16 protein-coding genes are annotated in these 20800 nt (G+C 66.9%); 11 read left to right on the top strand and 5 right to left on the bottom strand.

What is annotated here, in order from left to right; genetic code table 11:
* Nucleotides 1–8: 8 nt before the first annotated feature.
* The 3 genes from aspT to M2375_RS00130 form a co-directional block, all read right to left on the bottom strand.
* Complete coding sequence (gene aspT, locus M2375_RS00140; RefSeq protein WP_259163171.1) at nucleotides 9–1694, bottom strand: aspartate-alanine antiporter; 1686 nt, start codon at nucleotides 1692–1694, stop codon at nucleotides 9–11.
* A 636-nt stretch (nucleotides 1695–2330) separates the two neighbouring features.
* Entirely contained in the window at nucleotides 2331–3455 is a 1125-nt protein-coding gene (locus tag M2375_RS00135) for an NADH:flavin oxidoreductase/NADH oxidase (RefSeq protein ID WP_259163169.1), read from the bottom strand.
* A gap of 163 nt (nucleotides 3456–3618) precedes the next feature.
* Nucleotides 3619–4515 (bottom strand): LysR family transcriptional regulator, encoded by an 897-nt coding sequence (locus M2375_RS00130; protein WP_259163168.1) that lies wholly within the window; start codon nucleotides 4513–4515, stop codon nucleotides 3619–3621.
* A 203-nt stretch (nucleotides 4516–4718) separates the two neighbouring features.
* Here M2375_RS00130 and M2375_RS00125 point away from each other — a divergent pair, with 203 nt between their 5' ends.
* The 11 genes from M2375_RS00125 to M2375_RS00075 all read left to right on the top strand — a co-directional run bounded on the left by M2375_RS00125 (nucleotide 4719) and on the right by M2375_RS00075 (nucleotide 20159).
* Nucleotides 4719–5228 (top strand): sigma-70 family RNA polymerase sigma factor, encoded by a 510-nt coding sequence (locus M2375_RS00125; protein ID WP_259163167.1) that lies wholly within the window; start codon nucleotides 4719–4721, stop codon nucleotides 5226–5228.
* Entirely contained in the window at nucleotides 5225–6232 is a 1008-nt protein-coding gene (locus M2375_RS00120) for a FecR domain-containing protein (RefSeq protein ID WP_259163166.1), read from the top strand. Before M2375_RS00125 ends, M2375_RS00120 begins: the two co-directional genes overlap by 4 nt.
* A 266-nt stretch (nucleotides 6233–6498) precedes the next feature.
* Nucleotides 6499–8814, top strand: coding sequence for a TonB-dependent siderophore receptor (locus M2375_RS00115; RefSeq protein ID WP_310473158.1), 2316 nt, complete (start codon nucleotides 6499–6501; stop codon nucleotides 8812–8814).
* A gap of 98 nt (nucleotides 8815–8912) precedes the next feature.
* On the top strand, nucleotides 8913–10289 hold the full coding sequence (locus tag M2375_RS00110) for a sigma-70 family RNA polymerase sigma factor (RefSeq protein WP_259163164.1): 1377 nt from the start codon (nucleotides 8913–8915) through the stop codon (nucleotides 10287–10289).
* 137 nt (nucleotides 10290–10426) lie between these two features.
* Nucleotides 10427–12913 (top strand): TonB-dependent siderophore receptor, encoded by a 2487-nt coding sequence (locus tag M2375_RS00105; protein WP_259163163.1) that lies wholly within the window; start codon nucleotides 10427–10429, stop codon nucleotides 12911–12913.
* Nucleotides 12914–13116: 203 nt separating this feature from the next.
* Nucleotides 13117–13401 (top strand): DUF3649 domain-containing protein, encoded by a 285-nt coding sequence (locus M2375_RS00100; protein WP_259163162.1) that lies wholly within the window; start codon nucleotides 13117–13119, stop codon nucleotides 13399–13401.
* Nucleotide 13402: 1 nt separating this feature from the next.
* Nucleotides 13403–15100, top strand: a complete 1698-nt coding sequence (locus tag M2375_RS00095) for a PepSY domain-containing protein (RefSeq protein ID WP_259163161.1) — start codon at nucleotides 13403–13405, stop codon at nucleotides 15098–15100.
* Nucleotides 15097–15447, top strand: a complete 351-nt coding sequence (locus tag M2375_RS00090; RefSeq protein ID WP_259163160.1) for a DUF3325 domain-containing protein — start codon at nucleotides 15097–15099, stop codon at nucleotides 15445–15447. Before M2375_RS00095 ends, M2375_RS00090 begins: the two co-directional genes overlap by 4 nt.
* Nucleotides 15448–15541: 94 nt before the next feature.
* Nucleotides 15542–16720, top strand: coding sequence for an efflux RND transporter periplasmic adaptor subunit (locus M2375_RS00085; RefSeq protein WP_259163158.1), 1179 nt, complete (start codon nucleotides 15542–15544; stop codon nucleotides 16718–16720).
* Nucleotides 16714–18726: an ABC transporter permease gene (locus M2375_RS00080; protein ID WP_259163935.1), complete on the top strand. Its 2013-nt coding sequence runs from the start codon at nucleotides 16714–16716 to the stop codon at nucleotides 18724–18726. The genes M2375_RS00085 and M2375_RS00080 overlap by 7 nt, the downstream gene beginning before the upstream one ends.
* Nucleotides 18727–18728: 2 nt before the next feature.
* Nucleotides 18729–20159: an efflux transporter outer membrane subunit gene (locus tag M2375_RS00075; protein ID WP_259163156.1), complete on the top strand. Its 1431-nt coding sequence runs from the start codon at nucleotides 18729–18731 to the stop codon at nucleotides 20157–20159.
* A gap of 4 nt (nucleotides 20160–20163) precedes the next feature.
* Here the strand turns inward: M2375_RS00075 and M2375_RS00070 are convergent, their stop codons facing one another.
* Together M2375_RS00070 and M2375_RS00065 are read right to left on the bottom strand one after the other, a co-directional pair.
* Nucleotides 20164–20313 carry a hypothetical protein gene (locus M2375_RS00070; protein ID WP_259163155.1) on the bottom strand — a complete coding sequence of 50 codons (150 nt, stop codon included), beginning with the start codon at nucleotides 20311–20313 and terminating at the stop codon, nucleotides 20164–20166.
* The gene (locus M2375_RS00065) at nucleotides 20291–20758 is read right to left on the bottom strand and encodes a cupin domain-containing protein (RefSeq protein WP_259163153.1); all 468 of its coding nucleotides are present in this window, start codon (nucleotides 20756–20758) and stop codon (nucleotides 20291–20293) included. Before M2375_RS00065 ends, M2375_RS00070 begins: the two co-directional genes overlap by 23 nt.
* Nucleotides 20759–20800 lie beyond the last annotated feature (42 nt).

Raw genomic sequence — 20800 nt, 5'->3', positions numbered from 1 at the left:
AGCGCCGCTCAGGCAAAGGCGATGACCAGCGGGCCCAACAGGGTCAAAAACACATTGGCCAGCGCATAGGTGATCGCAAACGGCACGGTGGGGATGGTGTTGCCCGCTTTGTCCAGTACCTCGCCAAAGGCCGGGTTGGCACTGCGCGCGCCCGACAGGGCCCCGGCAAAGATGGCGACGTTGTCGTAGCGCAGCACGTATTTGCCAAACAGCATGGCGATCAGCAGCGGCACGATAGTCACCACCATGCCCATCAAAAACAGGCTCAGGCCCTGCTCCATCACCGTGCTCACCGCCTGCTGGCCCGACTGCAGGCCCACCATGGCCACAAAGCCGGCCAGGCCCAGGTCGCGCAGCAGGGCAGAGGCAGCGGTGGGCATATTGCCCAAGGTGTGCTTGCGGCTGCGCCACCAGCCAAACAGCAGGCCCGACAGCAAGGCGCCGCCGCCGCTGCCCAAGGTAATGGGGATCGAGCCGAGGCGAATCACCAGCAGGCCAATCAGCAGCCCCACCGTGATGCCCAAGCCGTGGAAGACAAAATCCGTCTTGTCGCTGGGGATGAGGATGGGACCCACCGACTGCGCGGCATTCTGCACATCCTGGGGTGTGCCAAACAGGGTCACCACATCGCCGGGGATGATCAAGGTGGTGGGCGTGATCGGCAAGGGCGAGCCCGAGCGCGTCAGCGCCACCGCATAAACGCCGTGCTTGAACTCGGGCGTAAGGCTGTCCAGGATGTCCTTGACGCTGCGGTTGAGGTACTGGCTGTTGGTGATGGACACATCACGGCGCACCATGACCACGTCCATGTCTTCGGCGCTTTGCAGCTCATCGCCAACGGTTGCGCCCAGCGCCACCACCGCCGCGCGCCGGCCAACCAGCAACACAATGTCGCCCGCCTCCAGCACCAGCTGCGGATCCACCCCGACCAGCGCATTTTTGCGGCGGATCCGCTCGACCGTAGCCGAGCCTTTGGGCGCGCTGGCCTCCAGCTCGGCCACTGTGCGGCCCGACTGCCTGACCTTGAAAATGCGGCCCACCAGGTCCGGCACCGCCGGAAACTCACCCGCGCCATAGACATGCACACCCTTGAGCATTTCCTGCTCGGCCTGGATGGCATCGTCATGGATTTTGCGGCCGGTCAGCCACTGCAGCACATTCACGCACAGCAAGATGGCACCAAAGGAGCCAAAGATATAGGTCACCGCATAGCCAATCGCCACATTGGCCTGCATGCGCTGCACCTCATCGGCCGCCAGGCCCAGCTTCTCGATGGCCGAGCCTGCCGTGCCGATGATGGCCGACTGCGTCATACCGCCGGCGGCCAAGCCCGCTGCCAGGCCCTTGTCCAGGTGGAACACCCGCGCCAGCACCACCACGGTGACCAGGCCGGAGATGGCCACCACGGCGGCCATCAAAATCTCTTTGATCGATTGCCGGCCCAGCGAGCGAAAGAACTGCGGCCCGCTCTCAAAACCCACGGCATAGATAAACAGCGCAAACAGCACCGCCTTGATGCCGGAATCGATCTGCACCCCCACCTGGCTGATCAGCACCGCTGCCAGCAGCGAGCCCGCCACGCCTCCCAGTTGGAACGAGCCAAAACGCAGCTTGCCGACCCCGTAGCCAAGTGCCAGTGATGCAAACAGCGCGATCTCGGGCGCCTGGTGCAAGATACCTCTGAGCCAATCCATAAGAGCCTTTCAGGTCAAAAGAAGGGCTGCTCTACCGGCTATCTCCAAAGTCGCCCGGTGTACAGCTTGTTAGGAATTGTTTGCAATGGGGTGCTGCCACATTAACCGAGTACGCGAAAATCTGCATGTAGGAGGGGGCTGACAAAGCCGCTGAATGCGCTGCGCTTGTCGTAGATCAGAAATTGAACTTTTTCAAGGATTTAGCATGGCCTATCGCAGGTGCAGAGCCGGTGTTTGGTGCTTGCTCTGCGCTGGCGCATCAGTGAGTGAACACCCGCAACAGGGCGATCCAAACCCCGCTTGGGCGCCGCAAACGGGCTGGTCGTTGCTGATTTTTACGGGCGGGGAAGCTGGCCGTGCTGATGTGTTCTTGCCACAGTACAGAGCATGCTTATAGATCTGGCCGATGGGTACAAGGGGGATTGGCTTGGATGAAGAAAGCCGGCTGCTGGTGTGCATGCCGCTGCGCTGGGGTTGCACCGCGCCGGTCCTCCATGCACCGGACCAGCTAGCCGCTGCCCGGTGCCTCCCTCGCCTGCGCCCGCTGGCGGGCTGCAGGGCGCGCTACGCGTTCTACAAAACGGTAGCGCGGACCGGCCGGGAGAGGCTTGGCCGGTCTTGGAGGGTGAGGGCCGCTTAGGCCGCCACCGCCGCCTGCTTGCCCGCACCTCGGTAGCGCTCCAACCAATGGGCGTAGGGGGCCGGCAGCACCCAGTCTGGCCGGGCGGCTTTGAGTTGCTGGGCCAGGGCGTAGGGGTAGTGCGGGTTGGCCAGCATCGAGCGGCCCATCATCACCAGCGACATTTGTCCGTCGGCCACCACGCGTTCGGCCAGCTCGGCATCGTCAATGCCCCAGCTCGATGCGACGGGCAGGCCTGCCTCGCGGCTGACACGCGCGGCAATCGGCGCCAGAAAGGCCGGCTCGCCCCAAGGGATCTGCACGCCGGGGATGACAAAGTTCACGCTGACGTTGAGCAGATCCAGGCCGCCTTCGCGCATGCGGCGCACCAGCTCGATGGATTCAGCCAGGGTCTCTTCATCGCGGCCATCGTATTCAATCACGCCAAAACGGGCGGTCAGCGGCAGGTTCTCGGGCCAGACGGCGCGCACGGCGGCCAGGGTCTCCAGCGCAAAGCGGGCGCGGTTGTCAAAGCTGCCGCCATAGGCATCGCTGCGCTGGTTGGCGTGGGCCGAGAAAAAGCTCTGGGCCAGGTAGCCATGGGCAAAGTGCAGCTCCAGCCACTTGAAGCCTGCGGCCAGCGCACGGCGGGCAGCGGCGACAAAGTCGGCCTTCACACGTTCGATATCGGCCAGGCTCATCTCGCGGGGCACGCGGCCCAGGTCGCCGCCAAAGGCGATGGCCGACGGCGCAATGGGCTGCCAGGCGCGCGGGTCGCTCTCGGGGATATGGTCGTCGCCTTCCCAAGGGCTGTTGGCGCTGGCCTTGCGGCCTGCATGCGCAATCTGGATGCCGGGCACGGCGCCTGCGGCCTCGATGCCGGCGGCAATCCGTGCCAGGCCGGGCACATGGGCGTCATCCCACAGGCCCAGGCAAGAGGGGCTGATGCGCCCGTCCGCCGAGACGCCGGTGGCTTCGACAATCACCAGGCCTGCGCCGCCCCGGGCGATCGATGGGTAGTGCACCTGGTGCCAGTCATTGGTAAAGCCATCGGTGGCGCTGTACTGGCACATTGGGGGCACGGCAATGCGGTTGCGCAGGGTGACGTCTTTGAGGGTAAAGGGGGTAAACAGGGCGGACATGGAAATGCTTTTGGATAAGGGAAACAAGAATGGCGCGGCCGCTGACCGGGCCGTCCATCCATGGCAGTTGAGGCGGCTGGGCCATAAATCAAATGCGGGTTTTTTATGGCGGCCATTTGCCTGGCTGATATCAGACTATCCCTTCCCGGCCCATCGGCCCCGCTTATGGCAGCGTCGATGCAAACAGCAACTCGCGCAACCAGCGCTGCGCCGGGTCGTGGTGGCTGCGCTCGTGCCATACGGCCAGCTTGCCAAAGCCGGGCACCTCTACCGGCGGCTCGCAGACCGACAAGCCCTCCATACCCGCCACCAGGCGGCTGGGCAGCACGGCGACCAGGTCGCTGGAGCGCAGGATATCGGGCAGCACCACAAAGCATTTGAGCGACAAGGTGACATCGCGGCGCTGGCCCAGTTTCTCCAGCGCTTCGTCCACCACGCCATGAAAGCCGCCGCCCTCGTACGAGACCAGCGCATGGTCCAGCGCGCAGAACTGTTTGATGCTGAGCTTGCGGCCCGCGGCCGGGTGACCTTCGCGCATCACGCAGACATAGTGCTCCTGGAACAGCTCGCGCGCATGCATGTCCTGGGGGGTGTTCTCGCCGGTCAAAAACGCCAGGTCGATATCGCCGCGTTCCAGCTGGCCCTGCACCAGGCGAGGCTCCAGCGGGATCAGCGAGACGCGGATGTGCGGCGCCTGGCGCTTTAGCGCTGCCAGAAAAGGCACGGCAATGGCGCGCAGCGCATAGTCGGTGGCGGCGATGCGGAAGGTGAGCCGAGCCGTGCTGGGGTCGAACACCGGCGGCTGCAGCAGCGCATCGATCTCGCACAGCATCTGCTTGATGGGCAGCGCCAAATCCAGTGCGCGCTGGGTGGGCACCATGCCGCGCTGCGCCCGGGCAAACAAGGGGTCGGCAAAACTCTCGCGCAGGCGCTGCAGCATGCCGCTCATCGCCGGCTGGGTCAGCCCCAGCCTGCCGGCCGCACGGGTCACGCTGCGCTCATCCAGCAGTGCATCCAGCGCCTTGAGCAGGTTGAGGTCCATTTTCTTGATATCTCGCATGCTTATCACAATCTTCAGCTAGCCATGTTTGGCTGATATTGTGGCGACCCTGGCTTCCCCGTGCTGCGTTGCGGGTATGGGCTGAGGTCTCTGTGGGGAGCGCCGCCGTGGTGCAGATGCCAAAGGGGTCAAACACGCATCGTTACAATGCGATTAATTCCTATTTGCATTGTCTTTGGGCGTGCTTGCATGCTCCCAGCCCTATGTCCACCGCCGAACCCCCTGTGCATTCAGAAGTTGCCACGCTCTATGCCGACCACCATGGCTGGCTGCAGGGCTGGTTGCGCCGCAAGCTGGGCGATGTGCACCAGGCGGCCGATCTGGCGCAGGACACCTTTATGCGGCTGCTGACCCGCGAGGAGCCCGTACAGGCGCGCGAGCCCCGGGCGTTTTTGACGACGGTGGCCCAGCGCGTGCTGGCCAACCACTACCGGCGCCAGCAGCTCGAACGCGCCTATCTGGAGGCGCTGGCCCAGGTGCCGCAGGCCACGGCCATCTCGCCCGAAGAGCGGGCGCTGCTCTTGGAGGCGCTCGACGAGGTCGACCGCCTGCTCGATGGCCTGCCCGCGCCCGTGCGCCGGGCTTTTTTGATGGCCCAGCTCGAAGGCATGAAGCAGGCCGAAATTGCGCAGGCGCTGGGCGTGTCGCTCACCACCGTCAAGCGCTACCTGGTGCAGGCGGGCATGCGCTGCTTTTTTGCGGTGGCGCCATGACGGGGCCCGGCGCCTTGGCCCTACCGCCCGAGGTGGCGCGCAGCGCCGTGGAATGGTGGCTGCAGCAGCAAGAGGGCGCGCTGAGCGAGGGCCAGCGCCAAGCCTGGCAGGCCTGGCGCGATGCGGACCCCTTGCATGAAACAGCTTGGCAGCACCTGGCCCGGGTCAACGACAAACTCGGCGCATTGGCAGCGCCTGGCAGCGCTGGCGCTGCCGAGGTGGCACGGGCGGCCTTGGCGCCCCGGGGTTCCGCCCGCCGCCGCCGGGTGGTGCAGACCTTGGCTGTGCTGGTGTTTGGCGCAGGTGTGGCCTGGCAGGCCGAGCAGCAATGGCCTTGGCGGCGCTGGAATGCCGATGTGCGCACGGCCCGAGCCGAGCGCAAACACATGCGCTTGCAGGACGGCACCCAGATCGTGCTCAACGGTGCCACGGCCCTCAACATCGACTACAGCGCCGGCCTGCGCCGCCTGCGATTGGTTGAGGGGGAGGTGCTGATCACCACCGCACCGGATGGCCAGATGCCTGCGCGTGATTTTGTCGTACAGACCCGTGAGGGCCTGGCCCAGGCGCTGGGCACGCGCTTTTCGGTGCGCAGCCTGGCGGGCGGCGGCAGCCTGGTCAGTGTGTTTGAGGGCGCCGTGCGCCTGAGCCCTGCGCAAGCAGGGGCAGCCGGCCCGGTGCTGCAGGCTGGTTTTAGCGCCACGCTGCAGCCAGCGTCGGTGTCTGCGCCGCAAGCGGTGGTCGAAGACAGCCTGGCCTGGACCGACGGCATGCTGGTGGCACGCGGCATGCCGCTGGCCGACATGCTGGCCGCGCTGCAGCCCTACAGTGCCGAGCGCCTGGTCTGCGACCCGGCGGTGGCGGCACTGCGCATGTCGGGCACCTATCCGCTGGCCGATGTGGCGCGGGTGCTGGCCACGCTCGATGCCTTGCCGGGCTTGCAGGTGCGCGCCCTGGTGCGCTGGTGGGGGCAGCGCGAGGTGGTGGTGGAGAGGGCTGGCTGAGACAGATCGAAGGCATGGCGAAAAATTTTCAAACATTTTTTGGTCGCCCTGGTCTGTTTTAAGTTCTCGCGGGACATGTCTAAGGAAAGCGGCATGGCGCCGCCTTGCACGGCGCTCCTGCCACCCGTCCTCTTTTCTGTGTGATCACCATGGCCAAGTCCTCTGCCCATCTGCGCCCCCTTGCCGGGCTGCCCTCGTTTAGCGCTCCTTCTGCCACCCACGCCTGGGCCTGCCGCAGCCTGGTGCTGGCGCTGGCCTGTGCGGGCATGGCTAGCAGCCATGCCCAGCAACCAGCGGCATCGCAGGCCGTGGGGGCCAGCCGCAGCTACCAGATCCCGGCGGGCACGCTGGAAGATGCGCTCAACCGCTTTGGGCGCGAATCGGGCCTGCTGCTGTCCTTCACCCAGGCGCAAGTGCAGGGCTTGCGCAGCGCAGGTCTGCAAGGCAGCTACGCGCCCGATGAGGCCCTGCAGCGCCTGCTGGCCGGCACGGGCCTGGCGCTGCAGCACACGGCCGGCGGCGCCTATATTCTGCAAGCCGCGCCGCGCCCTGCAGTGGCACCGGCCAGCGCCGGCAGCGCGGCCGATACCACCTTGCCGGCGGTCACCGTGACCTCGCAGCGCGGCCAGGCGCAGCCAGCCTATGCCAGCCCCGGCCCCGTAGCTGCCACCAAGCTGGGCACCTCGCTGATGGAGACGCCGCGCAGCATCTCGGTCGTGAGCCAGGCGCAGCTGCAAGCCCAGGCGCCCAAGAGCATTGAGCAGGCGCTGTCCTATACACCCGGCGTGGCCACCGAAGTGACGGGCGCCGATGTACGCATGACCGGCGCCATCATCCGGGGCTTTAGCGATGGCAGCTCCTACTACAAGGATGGGCTGCGGCAGTTTGCCGCCGGCACCTACGGCTCCTGGAACGACGAGATCGACGAGATCGAGAGCCTGGAAGTCATCAAGGGCCCCGCCTCCATGCTGTTTGGCCAGGGCCGGCCTGGCGGCGTCATCCATGTGCTGTCCAAACGGCCGGAGGCGGACCATGTCAACAGCGTGGGCGCCTCCTATGGGCGCTACCACCGCGCCCAGCTCACGGCCGATTTGGGCGGCGCGCTGGATGCCGATGGCAAGCTGCTCTACCGCCTGAACCTCAAGGGCCGCGACAGCGATGGCCGCGCCATGGGCTCGCGCGATGACCGCCTGGCCATTGCGCCATCGCTGCAGTGGAATATTTCCAGCCAGACCCAGCTGACGGTGCTGGCCAACTACTCGCGTGAGCGCAGCACGCCCAAGCCCTGGTGGCCCAGCCTGTTTGCCTACCCGCAGATCAAGCAGGTATCGCCCAAGCTGACGGCGGGCGACCCGGACTTTGACCGCTTTGACCGCGACACCCGCTCGCTGGGCTATGCCTTCTCGCACCAGAGCGACAACGGCTGGACCTTCACGCAAAACCTGCGCTACTCCACGATCGACATCGACTACCGCCACATCTATGCGATGGACGTGCTGGCCGATGGCGACAGCATCACCCGCGCCAGCCTGGCCCAGCGCACCAAGGGCAAGACCCTGGCGATGGACAGCCGGGCGCAAAAAGACCTGCGCTGGGGCGATGTGGAGCACCGCATGGCCTGGGGCGTGGACGTCAGCAAATACAAAGAGCGCGGCGGCCTGGGTTTTGGCTGGGATGTTCCCAACCTCAGCCTGAGCGCGCCGGTCTATGGCCAGTCCATTCCCATGCCTGAGCTGGAAGACAGCAACAGCGACCTGCGCCAGACTGGCATCTACACGCTCAACCAATTCAAGAGTGGGCCCTGGATTGCCAACCTCAGCCTGCGCCACGATGCGGCCCGCACCACGCAGAACAGTGCCACCCAGCCACGCATGCGCGACAGCGCCACCACCGGTAGCGTTGGGCTGCTCTACCAGATGGCCAACGGCCTGGCACCGTATGCCAGCTACGCCACCTCGTTCGACCCGACCACCGGCCTGGCCTTTGACGGCAGCGCCTTTGCGCCGCGCAAGGGCAAGCAGTACGAGGTCGGCATCAAGTACCAGCCGCCGGGCAGCAAGAGCGTCATCACCGCCTCGGTCTTTGACCTGCGCCAGACCAATGTGACCACCCAGGACCCGGACCACCCGCGCTTTAGCGTGCAGACCGGTGAGGTGCGCTCGACGGGCTTGGAGCTCGAAGCCCAGGTCGCGCTGACGGCCGAGATCCAGGGCATGCTGGGCTACACCTACCTGGACCCGCGCACCACCCAAAGCAGCCGCCCGGCAGAAATCGGCCGGCAGACCCTGCAGACCTCCCGCCACATGGCCAGCCTGTGGCTGGACTACCGCCCCCGCAGCCTGCCGGGCGTGATGGTGGGCGGCGGCCTGCGCTACAAGGGCCGCTCGCCCTATAACCTGGCCGCGAACGGCAGCCTGAACTACAACGATTCAGTCACCGTGGCCGATCTGGCGCTGGCCTATGAGACGCCCAAGTACCGCGTGGCGCTCAACGTCAACAACCTCTTTAACAAGACCTACTACGCAGGCATTTTCCGGGGCGTGGACCGCGAGGCGACTGTGAGCGTCAAGTACTACTTCTAAGTGCGCGTTGGTAGAAAAGCGCGCTCCTGGGGAAGAGGACAGAAAATCAGTATGGATATTGAGAATGATTCTCTTTACATGACTTATGATCCAGCCCCATGCAATTGTCAGCCTCCTTCACCCGCGCGCTGTTGTCCGGCTTTGACCGGGCCTATGCCGACCTGGTGCGGGCGGCCACGCGCAGCACCGGCAGCCGCGAGAAGGCGGGCGAGCTGGTGCATGAGACCTGGCTGAAACTGGCCGAGCATGCGCAGGCAGCCAAACCGGTGTGCGGCCAGGTGGATGCGCCCGGCGAGCAGCCGGATGACACCACCGCCTACCTGGCGGTGATGACCCAGCATATGGCGCTGGATGCACACCGCCGCCGCCAGCGCCATGGGCGCTATCTGGATGCAGCCGTGCTGCACGAGCAGCTGGCGCCCAGCCATGCGCCCGATGTGGCCGATTCCGTCATGTACCGCCAGGCGCTGGCGGTGCTGGAGGCCGCACTGGCAGGCCTGCCCGCGCGTAGCCGTGCCGCCTTTGTGGCCCACCGCATCCATGGCGATAAGCAGCCCGTGATTGCCCAGCAGCTGGGCGTCTCCCTGAACACCGTGGAGCGCGATCTGATCCAGGCCAGTGCCTGTGTCGAAGACGCGCTGCAGCGCTGGCGCGGCAATAGCCTGGCCACAGCCCGGCGTGCTGGCCGGCGCCGCAGCCTGGCGGCGTTGCTGAGCCTGGCCGGTGTGGGCGTCGGGGGCCATCTGGGCTGGCAGCAGTGGCAGCAGTACCGCCAGCAGCATGTGCAGTGGCAGGCTCGCTGGCACAGCCCGCGCGGCCAGCAGGTGCGACATGCGTTGCCCGATGGCTCCAGCCTGCTGCTCGATGCGCTCAGCCAGGCGCAGTTGCAGTATTTTGCGGCGCGCCGATCGGTGCAGCTGCTGCAGGGCGCGGCCTTTTTTGAGGTGGCGCGTGATGAGAGTCGGCCCTTTGAAGTGCAGGCCGCAGGCCTGCGCATTACCGTGCTGGGCACGCGCTTTGGGGTGGAGATCACGCCCATGGGCCGGGGGCCCAGCCAGGTCAGTGTGCAGGTCGAATCGGGCCGGGTGCGGGTGGAGCCGTTGGTCGCCGAGGGCGAAGCCGTGCTGCAAGCGCAAGGTGGTGGTTTTGTGCAGACGCTGGAGGCCGGCCAGGCGCTGCAGTGGGCGGCGGGCGACCGCAGCCCCGAGCTGTCGCCGGTGGAATCGGCCGCCTCCTGGCGCCATGGCGAGCTGGTGTTCAGGCACAGCACCCTGGGCCAGGCGCTGGAGCGGCTGGCGCGCTATGCGCCGTTTGCGATCGAGGTCACGCCTGATGCGGCACGCCTGCCGCTCAGCGGCCGGGTGCGCATTGGCGAGGCGCAGGCATGGTTACAGGCACTGCCCCGGGCCTTGCCGGTGCAGGTGCAGCAGCAAAGCGATGGCAGCCTGGTGCTCAGCCGCCGCAACCGGTCTTGATGGTGCAGGGCGGACCTATGGCACTGCACTACGCGGGCTGCGGCAGCCGCGATCCCCTTATTTTTCAGGAACTTTCGGGCCCAGTCGTCCTTGTGGTGAGCCTTTGCTTTCACCCCCTCATCACAAGGACGATTTTCATGCATTCATTGCTTTTCCGTGCCCGGCGCTCGCCGCTGGCCCATGCTGCGCTCTTGCTGGGCCTGGCGCTGCCGCTGCAGAGCGCGCAGGCGCAAACGGGCGCCCCCGCCCAGACCCAGCGCTTTGACATGGCCGCCCAACCGCTGGCCGCCGCGCTGGACCAGTTTGCCCGCCAGGCGGGCCTGCAACTGGTGTTTGCCCCCGAGCTGGCCGCCGGCCGCCAGGCCCCTGCGCTGCATGGCCGGCTGCCGCTGCGCGAGGCGCTGGATGCGCTGCTCAAAAACAGCGGCCTGCATGGCCGCATGCAGGATGGCACCTTGACGGTAGAGACGGCGCCCACGCGCGAAAGCACCTTGGCCGAGGTGCGCGTGCAGGCCCGCCGCGCGATGGATGGCACCACCGAGGACACGGGCTCCTACACCAGCCGGGTGACCAGCATCGCGTCCAAGTCGGACCTGGCGTTCCGCGAGATTCCGCAATCGGTGTCGGTGGTCACGCGTGCCCAGCTCGATGACCGCCGCCTGGTCGAAGTGCGCGATGCGCTGGCCGCGACGCCGGGCATCACCACATCACAGACCAATTTCGAGTCCACCAATTTTTTCTCGCGCGGTTTCCAGATCGACAGCATGCAGGTGGATGGCGGCGCGCCGCTGAACATTGCCAGCTATACCTACAGTGCCACCCAGAATCTGGACTTCTACGACCGGGTCGAGGTGATGCGCGGTGCATCGGGTCTGCTCGGCGGTGTGGGTGATCCGGGCGGCATCATCAATGTGGTGCGCAAAAAGCCTTTGGCACAGCCGCGCATCACGGTGCAGCAATCGCTGGGCAGCTGGAACAACTACCGCAGCATGCTCGATGTGACCGGCCCGCTGGCGCTGGAAGGCCGGGTCCGTGGCCGCGCGGTGCTGTCCTATATCGACAGTGATTCCTACATCGACATCAAGCACAAGCGCTCGCCGCAGTTCTACGGCATCATCGAGGCCGATCTGACGCCCGACACTTTGCTGACCGCCGGCATGAGCCGCGCCAACACCCGCACGCGCGGAGAGGGCGGGGGCGATGTGCCGCGCTACAACGATGGCAGCGACATCGGCCTGCCGCGCAACACCAGCTTGACCCAGCCCTGGGCCAGGGGCCACACCAAGAAGGACGAGCTGTTTGCCGCGCTGGAGCACCGGCTGAACCAGAACTGGCGCGCCAAGCTGAATGTGACGCGCAGCACCTCGGACTATGACGGCACCACGGCCTTTGGCTATGGTGCGCTGGACCGTGATACCGGCACTGGCGTGACCTGGAACGGCGGCGGCCACTACGTGTACCAGAACACCCAGACGGTGGCCGATGCCAGCCTGTCGGGCAATTTCTCGCTGCTGGGCCGTACGCATGAACTGGTGCTGGGCGTGGACCGCCAAAGCGTTGAGAGCTTCTGGAATGTGGGCTACTCCAGCGACCCCTCGGGTGTCGTGCCCATCGATGTGTTCAACCCCGGCAGCTGGCAGCCATCAGCGGCCGGCCCCGTCTCGCGCCGCTACAACCCCTGGGGCCAAAAGCAGATGGGTGGCTACGGCGTGCTGCGCCTGCACCCCACGGACCGGCTGCATGTCATCCTGGGCGGGCGCTATGCCAAGTACAAGTTCAACCAGATCTACGAGTCGCTGGATACGAGCGGCAATTGGGAGTTGGCATCAGGCAGCCGGTTTAGCGAGCCAGCCAAGTTCAGCCCCTATGGCGGGCTGATCTATGACCTCAATGGCCAGTGGTCTGCCTATGTCAGCTACTCGTCCATTCTCAAGCCGCAGGCGCTGTCCAAAGCCGGCCCGCCGCCGGGCGACTCGCTGGCGCCCGTCAAGGGCAAAAGCTATGAGGCAGGCCTCAAGGGCGAGCTGATGGAGGGCAAGCTCAATGCCACCTTCAGCCTCTTCAATGTGGAGCGCACCGGCACGGCCGTGGTCGATACGCGCTACCCCAACAACCACGAAGAGTGGTCGGGCAACTGCTGCTACCTGCCGCAGGGCCGGGTCACCAGCCGGGGCTTTGATGTCGAGGTGGGCGGCGAGCTGCGCCCGGGCTGGCAGACTTCTGCGGGCTACACCTATGTCTCCACCCGCGACCAAACCGAAGGCGCGCCGTTCAGCAGCATCACGCCGCGCCATTTGCTCAAGCTGAGCACGGCCTACACCTTGCCCGGCGAGCTGTCTGCCTGGCGTGTGGGGGCGAGCGCCCACATCCAGAGCAAGCACTATGTGAAGGACAGCTTGTACGACGCGGACTGGAACCCGGTGCGCAGCTATGCATTCAGCCAGGGCGGCTACGCAGTGTGGAATGCCATGCTGCAGTACAAAGTCGACCCGCGTTGGACCGTGACCCTGAACGTCAACAACCTGTTCGACAAGACCTACTACCAGTCGGTGGGTTACGCGAGCGGCAGCAACTACTACGGCAGCCCGCGCAGCGCGATGCTCACTTTGCGGGGGACTTTCTAAACCAGCGAAGCCGCTGGTGCGAGACACAACCTGTCGGGAGCCCCGCCGGCGCCACCGGCGCGGGGAGGGCTCCCGACAGGTGCTTACAAACCAGATGGCCCTTTTTCGCGTCTCGTTTGTCATGTAAGGGGAGGGGCCCTGAAAGCGCCGCTAGCCACAGAAGAATTGTTATGAGCCCTAGCACCACCACGATGCCACTGTCCATGAATCCTTTACCTACTGCCCACCCGGGCCTGTCTGTTTTAAGCCGCTTGCTGGCCGCCGTTGTGGGCGGTTACCTGCTGGCGAGCGCCTTGGCTGTCTTTTTGGCCGCTGTGCTGCCTGCTGCCCGTGCCGAGGCCGTGCTGGCCGGCATGCAGTGGAGCTTTGCGCTGCATGCGCTGGCGGCAGTGTGGGCGTTTGCACCCGTCTCGCCGGGCAAGGTCTGGCTGGGCATTGCGCTGCCCACGCTGCTGCTGGCAGCGGGCGCGGCACTGCTGGGGCACTGACATGGGCACGACAGCAATCGATAAAAGGCCGGGCAGCGGCGCGGGCCGTGGCGGTTTGCGCCAGGCGCAGGCCTGGCTGCACACCTGGTGCGGGCTGTGGTTCTCCTGGCTGCTGTATGCGGTGTTTTTGACGGGCACCTTGGCGGTGTTCCAGGAGGCTATCAGCCACTGGATGACGCCCGAGCACCATGCCGAAGAAGCGGCCCAGGAGGCGGCGCAAGCAGCTGCGCAGGCCACTGGCCAGGCGTCCAGCCGGGGCCAGCGCTTGGCTTGGGGCGCGGCCTTTATGGAGAAATACCACCAGGGCGCCGAGATGTGGGAGATCTGGCCCACCGATGCCAAGGGCGGCGGCGAGCTGAAGGTGTTCTGGTTCGACAAACAGCGCGAGTACGCCGATGCCGAGCTGGACACCGCCACCGGCGAGCCCATGGCTGCTGACCACCACGGCGTGGGCCGTGCCACCGAAGGCGGAAACCATTTTGTCGACTTCCACTACCAGCTGCATGCGGGCCAGGCAGGGCTGTGGGTGGTGGGTGTTGCCGGCATGGCCATGCTGGTGGCGCTGATCAGTGGCGTGATCACGCACAAGCGGATATTTCAGGACTTTTTCACCTTCCGCGCGCGCAAGGGCCAGCGCAGCTGGCTGGATGCGCACAATGCCGTGGCGGTATTGACCCTGCCGTTCCAGCTGATGATTGCCTATACCGGCATTGCGATATCGGCGATGAGCTTTATGCCGGCGGGCATCTGGAGCCAGTACGGCATGGAGCCTGCCGCGCGCCAGACCTATGCCGCCGAGCTGGGCGATCCGGGCAAACCTCCGCGCTCCGGCCAGGCCATGGCGGTGCCCGATCTGGAGCCCTTTGCCGCGCGCGGCCAGGCGCTGATGGGCCAGCCCGTGCGTGCGGTGGTGGTGGACCACCCCGGCGATGCGGCGGCCCGCGTTGGCATCTATGGCTGGAACAGCGATGCCGATGCCAACAAGCGCCTGAGCCCCAACACCGGCATGGCCATGTTCTCGGCTGCCAGCGGCGAGCTGCTGCAGCTGCGCATGCCCGGCCAGGCCGAGGGCGGTGGTGCGTCGCTCGCCCAATCGGTGATGGGCGGGCTGCACATGGTCAAGTTTGGCGGCTGGCCGATGAAGTGGGTCTACTTTCTCTGCGGGCTGGCCGGCACCGCCATGATGGCCACCGGCGCCATCTTGTTTGTCGTCAAGCGCCGCAGCAAACACCTGGGCGAGTTTGGCAGCGCCACCGCTGCCGTCTACCGCTTGATCGAGGGGCTGAACGTGGCGGCCATTGCCGGCCTGGGCGTCGCCTGCATGGGCTACTTTTGGGCCAACCGTTTGGTGCCGCTGGGCATCGCACATCGGGTGGAGTGGGAGCTGGGCGTTTTCTTTGGCCTGTGGTTTGCCGCCTTGCTGCATGGCCTGCTGCGTGCTCCCGCCAAGGCCTGGCTGGAGCAGATGGCGCTGCTGGCCGCGCTGTGCCTGCTGCTGCCGGTGCTCAATGCCGTGACCGTGGGCGACCACTGGCCCGCGCAGCTGCTGCGCGGCGACTGGGAAAGCGCTGGCGTGGAGCTGGGCGCCTGGGCCTTTGGCCTGGCCGCTGCCTGGGCCTGCCGTGTGCTGTGGCGGCGCCGCGCCTTGGTGGCCGACAAGGCAGCATCGTCAACCAACAACGTACAGGTGGGCGCATGAGCAGTTGGCAAGCATCGTGGTATGCGCTGGCTCTGGCTTTTGCCGGGATGACGGCGCTGGCTTTTGCCATGGAACGCCACCATGAGCAGTTGACGGGTGAGCGTGCAATACCGCGACGGCGCAGCAGGCTGCTGCGCCTGCTGGGCGCGGCGCTGTTGGCAGCCGCCCTGCTGCCCAGCGTGGGCGGCTGGGGTGCCACCGTGGGGGTGGTCGCCTGGCTGGGCTGGATATCGGCCGGGGCCTTGGTCGCCGTGTTGTGGATTGCGGCTGCGCCGCGCTGGGCGGCGCGTGCAGCGGCTGCGCTGGCGCCGCTGGCCTTGTTGGGTTTGATGTGGCGGTGGGCCTGATGGCCTGCTAACGAATAAGTGAGGGCGCTATGGTGGGGGAAGCAATGACGGGTGTGCACAAGCAGTGGGTGGACGTGGCCGCGGGGGAACGCTCATGAAGGCCTCGCGTGTGGGAGTGGCAGCGGTCGCTGTGGCGGCGGTGGTGGCAGCGGCGGTGCTGTGGTGGTCGGGCCGCCCGGCCATGGCCTACCAGAGCGAGCCGGTGGCGCGCCACGATATCGAGGCCACGGTGACGGCCATTGGCACCTTGCAGCCGCGCAGCTATGTGGATGTGGGCGCCCAGGTGTCGGGCCAGATCCTGAAGCTGCGGGTGGAGCCCGGTGCCCAGGTGGCCAAGGGCGATTTGCTGGTGGAGATTGACCCCAGCGTGCAACGGGCCACCGTGGATGCCGGCCGTGCATCGTTGGCGGGCCTGCGGGCCCAGCTGGCCGAGCAGCAGGCCCAGCACCGGCTGGCGGGCCAGCAGCTGCAGCGCCAGCAGCAGCTGAGCGCGCACGAGGCCACGCGCGAGGAAGACCTGCAAACGGCGCAGGCCAACCTGGCGATGGCCGTGGCGCGCATGGACCACCTCAAGGCCCAGATCAGCCAGACCCAGGCATCGCTGCAAGCCGATGAGGCGCGCCTGGGCTACACCCGCATCTATGCGCCGATGGCGGGCACCGTGGTGTCGGTCGAGGCGCGTGCGGGCCAGACCTTGAATGCCACCTACCAGACGCCCAATATTCTGCGCATTGCCGATCTGTCGGCGATGACGGTCTGGACCGAGGTGTCCGAGGCCGATGTGCGCCGGGTCAAGGAGGGCATGGCGGTGTACTTCACCACCTTGGGGGGCGCCGGCCAGACCAAGCCCCGGCGCTGGAAGGGCCAGGTACGCCAAGTGCTGCCCGCACCTGCCGCCAACCCGGCCCAGCCGGCCAGCAGCGGGCAGGCCCCGGCGGCCGCTACCAAGGCCGTGGCCTACACCGTGCTGTTTGATGTGGACAACGACGACGCCGAGCTGATGCCGCAGATGACGGCGCAGGTGGTGTTTGTCAGCGCCAGTGCCAGCCAGGCGCTGACGGTGGCGCTGACAGCGGTAGAAGAGGACAAGGCCGGCGACGGCGCGCATGTGGCCCGCGTGCTGGATGCGGGCGGCCAACCGCAGACCCGCAAGGTGAGGCTAGGCATACGCAGCCGCCACCAGGTGGAGGTGCTGGAAGGCCTGGCCGAAGGGGAGAAGGTCGTCATCGGCGAGACCCCGCTGGAGCGCGGCCCCAGGTGGCTGCAATGGTGAGCGGCCCGGCTGAACCAAGCCCGCCACTGATCGCACTGCGGGGCATCCGCAAACACTATGGCGACCCGGCCAGCGGCCAGCCCCTGGTGACCGTGCTGCATGGCATTGACCTGGACATCTACGCCGGCGAATTTGTGGCCGTGGTGGGCAGCTCGGGCTCGGGCAAGTCCACCTTGATGAACATCCTCGGCTGCCTGGACCGGCCCAGCGCCGGTAGCTACCACTTCCAGGGCCAGGATGTAGCGCAGTTCGATTCGGACGCGCTGGCCTGGCTGCGGCGCGAGGCCTTTGGCTTTGTCTTCCAGGGCTACCACCTGATCGCCAGCGAAAGCGCCAGTGAGAACGTGGAGATGCCGGCCATCTACGCGGGCCTGCCCAAGGACGCGCGGGTGCAGCGCGCCCATGCCTTGCTGCAGCGCCTGGGCCTGGGCGAGCGCCTGGGCAACCGGCCCAACCAGCTCTCGGGCGGGCAGCAGCAGCGGGTGTCGATTGCCCGTGCGCTGATGAATGGCGGCCAGATCATCCTGGCCGACGAGCCCACGGGCGCGCTCGATTCGCACAGCGGCGCCGAGGTGATGGTGCTGCTGCGCGAGCTGGCCGCCGCTGGCCACACCATCATCCTCATCACGCACGACCGCGATGTGGCCGCGCAGGCCGAGCGGGTGATCGAGATCAGCGACGGCCGCATTGTGGGCGACAGTGCGCGCGATGGCGGCGGCACGGCACAGCCCGCTGCACCGCGTGCTGCGACCACAGCTGCGCCTGGCCAGCTGGCACCGGTGCCCCAAGGCGGCAGTGCCTCGGCCGCGCCGCTGGTGGCTGAGCTGCTGGAGGCCGCGCGCTCGGCCTGGCGGGGCATGCGCTTGAACCGCGTGCGCACCAGTTTGACCCTGCTGGGCATTGTGATTGGCGTGGTCTCGGTGATTGTGATGCTGGCTATTGGTGAGGGCGCAAGGCGCAAGGTGGTCGAGCAGATGGGCACCATGGGCACGGCGATTCTCTACATGGGCAGCAAGCCGCCTGCGACCGGTGGGCCCGCAGGCCAGATCACCGAAGAAGACCTGGCCGCCGTGCGCGAGCTGCCCGAGATACGGCGCGTGATGCCGGTGATTGGCGACCCGATCACCGTGCGCTACGGCAGTGCCGACAAGCAGATCTATGTGTTTGCCGCCAGCGAAGAGATGCCGCTGGTGCACCACTGGAAGCCCAAACTGGGCCGCTACTACACGGAGGCCGAGGACCGCGACCTGGCACCCTTGGTGGTGCTGGGCCACAAGGCGCACCAGCACTTCTTCCCCGACACCCCCAACCCGCTGGGGCGGCAACTGATCATTGGCACCTCGGCCTTCGAGGTGATTGGCGTGATGAGCGAGCGCGGTGCGGACTCGGGCGCGCAGAACTATGACGACATGGTCTTCATCCCCTACCAATCGGGCCGGGCGCGGGTCTACCAGGCGCAGACCCAGCCGGATTATGTGGTGGTGGAGGCCATGTCCTCCGAGGTGGTCAACGAGGCCGAGGCCGCCATGCACCGGGTGCTGCTGGCGCGCCATGGCGGCCGCGAGGACTTTGGCATTGGCAATGCCGCCGCGCGCATCCAGGCCGAGGCGGCCACGCGCCAGAGCATGGCGGTGATGCTGGGGCTGATTGCTGCCGTGTCACTGGTGGTGGGCGGCATTGGCGTGATGAATGTGATGCTGATGACGGTGCGCGAGCGCACGCGCGAGATTGGCATCCGCATGGCCGTGGGTGCGCGGCAGAGCGATATCCTGCGCCAGTTTTTGACCGAGGCCAGCCTGGTGACCCTGTCGGGCGGCACCGTGGGGCTGGTGGTGGGTGCGCTGGTGGGCGCCGTGCTGGTGTTGGCCGGCGTGCCGGTGGTGTTTTCAATCCGGGCCATGGCCGGTGCCTTTGCCTGCGCGGTGGTCACCGGTCTGGTCTTTGGTTATATGCCGGCCAAGACGGCTGCGCGCCTGGACCCGGTTCGGGCCCTGGCAGGAGAGTGAGTATGCAGATCTTCAAAACAGCCGGCGTGCTGGCAGCGGCCTTGGTGCTGGCCGGCTGTGTGTCTGCCCCGCCGTTGGTGCAGCCGTCGCCGCTGCAGGCGCTGGATATGCCGGCCCAGTGGCAGGGCGCTGCGGGCGCAGCAGGCAGTGACAGCGCGGGTGGCCAGGGCGACCCGGTCAACCAGGGCTGGTGGCGCAGCTTTGGCAGCGCCGAGCTCGATGCCCTGGTGGCCGATGCCCAGCAGCAAAGCCTGGAGGTGGCCGCAGCGATGGCGCGGGTGCAGCAAGCGCAGGCCAGCGCCCGCTATGCCGGGGCCGACCTGCTGCCCACGGTCAACGCCTCGGCGCAGGCCGGGCACCAGGGCCGGCTGGGTGGCCATGCCGATACGACGGGCCGCAACCTGTCCGTCGGCCTGGCGGCCAGCTATGAGCTCGACCTGTGGGGCCGACTGCAGTCGCAGCGCGATGCGGCAGGGGCCAGCTTGCGCGCCAGCAGTTTTGACCACGACACGGTGCGCTTGTCGGTCACCGCCGCTGTGGCCGATGCCTGGCTGCTGAATGTGGGCCTGCGCGAGCGCGGCGACATTGCCCAGCGCAATCTGCAAACGGCCGAGCGCCTGCTGGTGCTGGTGCAATCCAAGGCCAGCTTGGGGGCTGCCACGGCGCTGGAGCTGGCGCAGCAGCGCGGCCTGGTGGCGGCGCAGCGCCGTGCGCTGGCCGCGCTGGCCCAGCAGCAGGCCGATGCCCAGCGCAGCCTGGCCTTGCTGCTGGGCCGGGTGCAAGGCCCTGCCATTGCGCAAAGCAGTGTGCTGGCCTTGCAGGTGCCGCGCATCGACCAGGGCGAACCCATCGCGCTGGTCACCCGCAGGCCCGACATTGCCCGTGCCGAGGCGCGCTTGCAGGCAGCAGATGGCGACTTGGAGGCCGCGCGCGCTGCCATGCTGCCGCGCCTGACCTTGACCGCCGAGCTGGGCGCGCAGGGCCGGCAGCTGCACCGCGTGCTGGACAACCCGCTGTACGCGCTGGCTGCAGGCTTGGCTGCGCCCATTTTTGATGCCGGCCGCCTGGCCGCCAACCGTGACTTGGTGATGGCCCAGCGCGAGGAGCTGTTGCTGGCCTACCGCCAGAGCATTGTCCAGGCCTTCAGCGATGTGCAGACCGCCTTGAACGCCGTTGCTGGTGTGCAGCAGCAGGCACTGGCGCAAGAAGAGGAACTGCGCCAGGCCCGCAGGGCGCTGGCCTTGGCGGAGGCCCGCTACCGCGCAGGCGCCGAGACGCAGCTGGTGCTGCTCGATACCCAGCGCTCGCTCTACCAGGCCCAGGACCTGGCGGTGCAGCTGCACCAGGAGCGGCTGCGCGCCAGCGTGGCCTTGTACAAGGCGCTGGGTGGAGGCTGGGGACAGGAGCAGGAGCAGCAGGCGCAGGGGAAGTAGGGCGTTAGCGCCCCGGGCTGGCTGACGCTGCCAAGGTCTTGGCCAGCGCCGGGCTGGCCGCCGTGCTCTGTGCCAATGATTCTCCCGCCATCACCACCATCCCGGCCGCACACATCAGCTGCTGCAGGTATTTAGTGGGGGTTGTATTGCGCATCGCTGACAAGCTCCTTCCAGTCGGCGTTCTTGCCGTTTTTGAGATAGGTCACCGCCAAATGGCGCATGCCGGTGGTGGTGGCAGCGCCATGCCAGTGGCGCACATCGGCATCGATCCAGACAACATCACCGGCCTGGATGTTTTGCCGGGGCTGGCCGTCCTGCTGAATCCAGCCCTTGCCATCCGTCACCACCAGCAGCTGCCCGGCGGGGTGGGTGTGCCAGGCCGTGCGGGCCCCCGGTGCAAAGTCCACCATGCCCACGCTGCCTTGCTGCGCGCTGTCACCCGCAGCCTTGATGTCGACCGCGACATGGCCGCTGAAGTTCTGCGCCGCGCCGATCATCGTGGTGGGCGTGCCGGCCGGGCTGATGGGGATGCCCTGGGCTTGGGCCATGCTGGTGCTGATCAGCACCGAGGCGCCTGCTGCTATCAAGCGTTTGCCCATTGGGCCTCCTGCTCGGCGCAGTGCTGGCCGTTGTCAAAGTTT

The organism is Comamonas sp. BIGb0152, from assembly GCF_024809975.1.
Lineage (GTDB): Bacteria > Pseudomonadota > Gammaproteobacteria > Burkholderiales > Burkholderiaceae_C > Comamonas.
This window is presented reverse-complemented; position numbering and strand designations above follow the sequence as displayed.

Coding starts and splice junctions, on each gene's coding strand:
- M2375_RS00085 (WP_259163158.1), top strand. CDS start 15,542: ATGAAGGCCTCGCGTGTGGGAGTGGCAGCGGTCGCTGTGGCGGCGGTG.
- M2375_RS00090 (WP_259163160.1), top strand. CDS start 15,097: ATGAGCAGTTGGCAAGCATCGTGGTATGCGCTGGCTCTGGCTTTTGCC.
- M2375_RS00125 (WP_259163167.1), top strand. CDS start 4,719: ATGTCCACCGCCGAACCCCCTGTGCATTCAGAAGTTGCCACGCTCTAT.
- M2375_RS00105 (WP_259163163.1), top strand. CDS start 10,427: ATGCATTCATTGCTTTTCCGTGCCCGGCGCTCGCCGCTGGCCCATGCT.
- M2375_RS00115 (WP_310473158.1), top strand. CDS start 6,499: ATGGCTAGCAGCCATGCCCAGCAACCAGCGGCATCGCAGGCCGTGGGG.
- M2375_RS00110 (WP_259163164.1), top strand. CDS start 8,913: ATGCAATTGTCAGCCTCCTTCACCCGCGCGCTGTTGTCCGGCTTTGAC.
- M2375_RS00130 (WP_259163168.1), bottom strand. CDS start 4,515: ATGCGAGATATCAAGAAAATGGACCTCAACCTGCTCAAGGCGCTGGAT.
- M2375_RS00120 (WP_259163166.1), top strand. CDS start 5,225: ATGACGGGGCCCGGCGCCTTGGCCCTACCGCCCGAGGTGGCGCGCAGC.
- M2375_RS00075 (WP_259163156.1), top strand. CDS start 18,729: ATGCAGATCTTCAAAACAGCCGGCGTGCTGGCAGCGGCCTTGGTGCTG.
- M2375_RS00070 (WP_259163155.1), bottom strand. CDS start 20,313: ATGCGCAATACAACCCCCACTAAATACCTGCAGCAGCTGATGTGTGCG.
- M2375_RS00100 (WP_259163162.1), top strand. CDS start 13,117: ATGAATCCTTTACCTACTGCCCACCCGGGCCTGTCTGTTTTAAGCCGC.
- M2375_RS00080 (WP_259163935.1), top strand. CDS start 16,714: ATGGTGAGCGGCCCGGCTGAACCAAGCCCGCCACTGATCGCACTGCGG.
- aspT (WP_259163171.1), bottom strand. CDS start 1,694: ATGGATTGGCTCAGAGGTATCTTGCACCAGGCGCCCGAGATCGCGCTG.
- M2375_RS00135 (WP_259163169.1), bottom strand. CDS start 3,455: ATGTCCGCCCTGTTTACCCCCTTTACCCTCAAAGACGTCACCCTGCGC.
- M2375_RS00095 (WP_259163161.1), top strand. CDS start 13,403: ATGGGCACGACAGCAATCGATAAAAGGCCGGGCAGCGGCGCGGGCCGT.
- M2375_RS00065 (WP_259163153.1), bottom strand. CDS start 20,758: ATGGGCAAACGCTTGATAGCAGCAGGCGCCTCGGTGCTGATCAGCACC.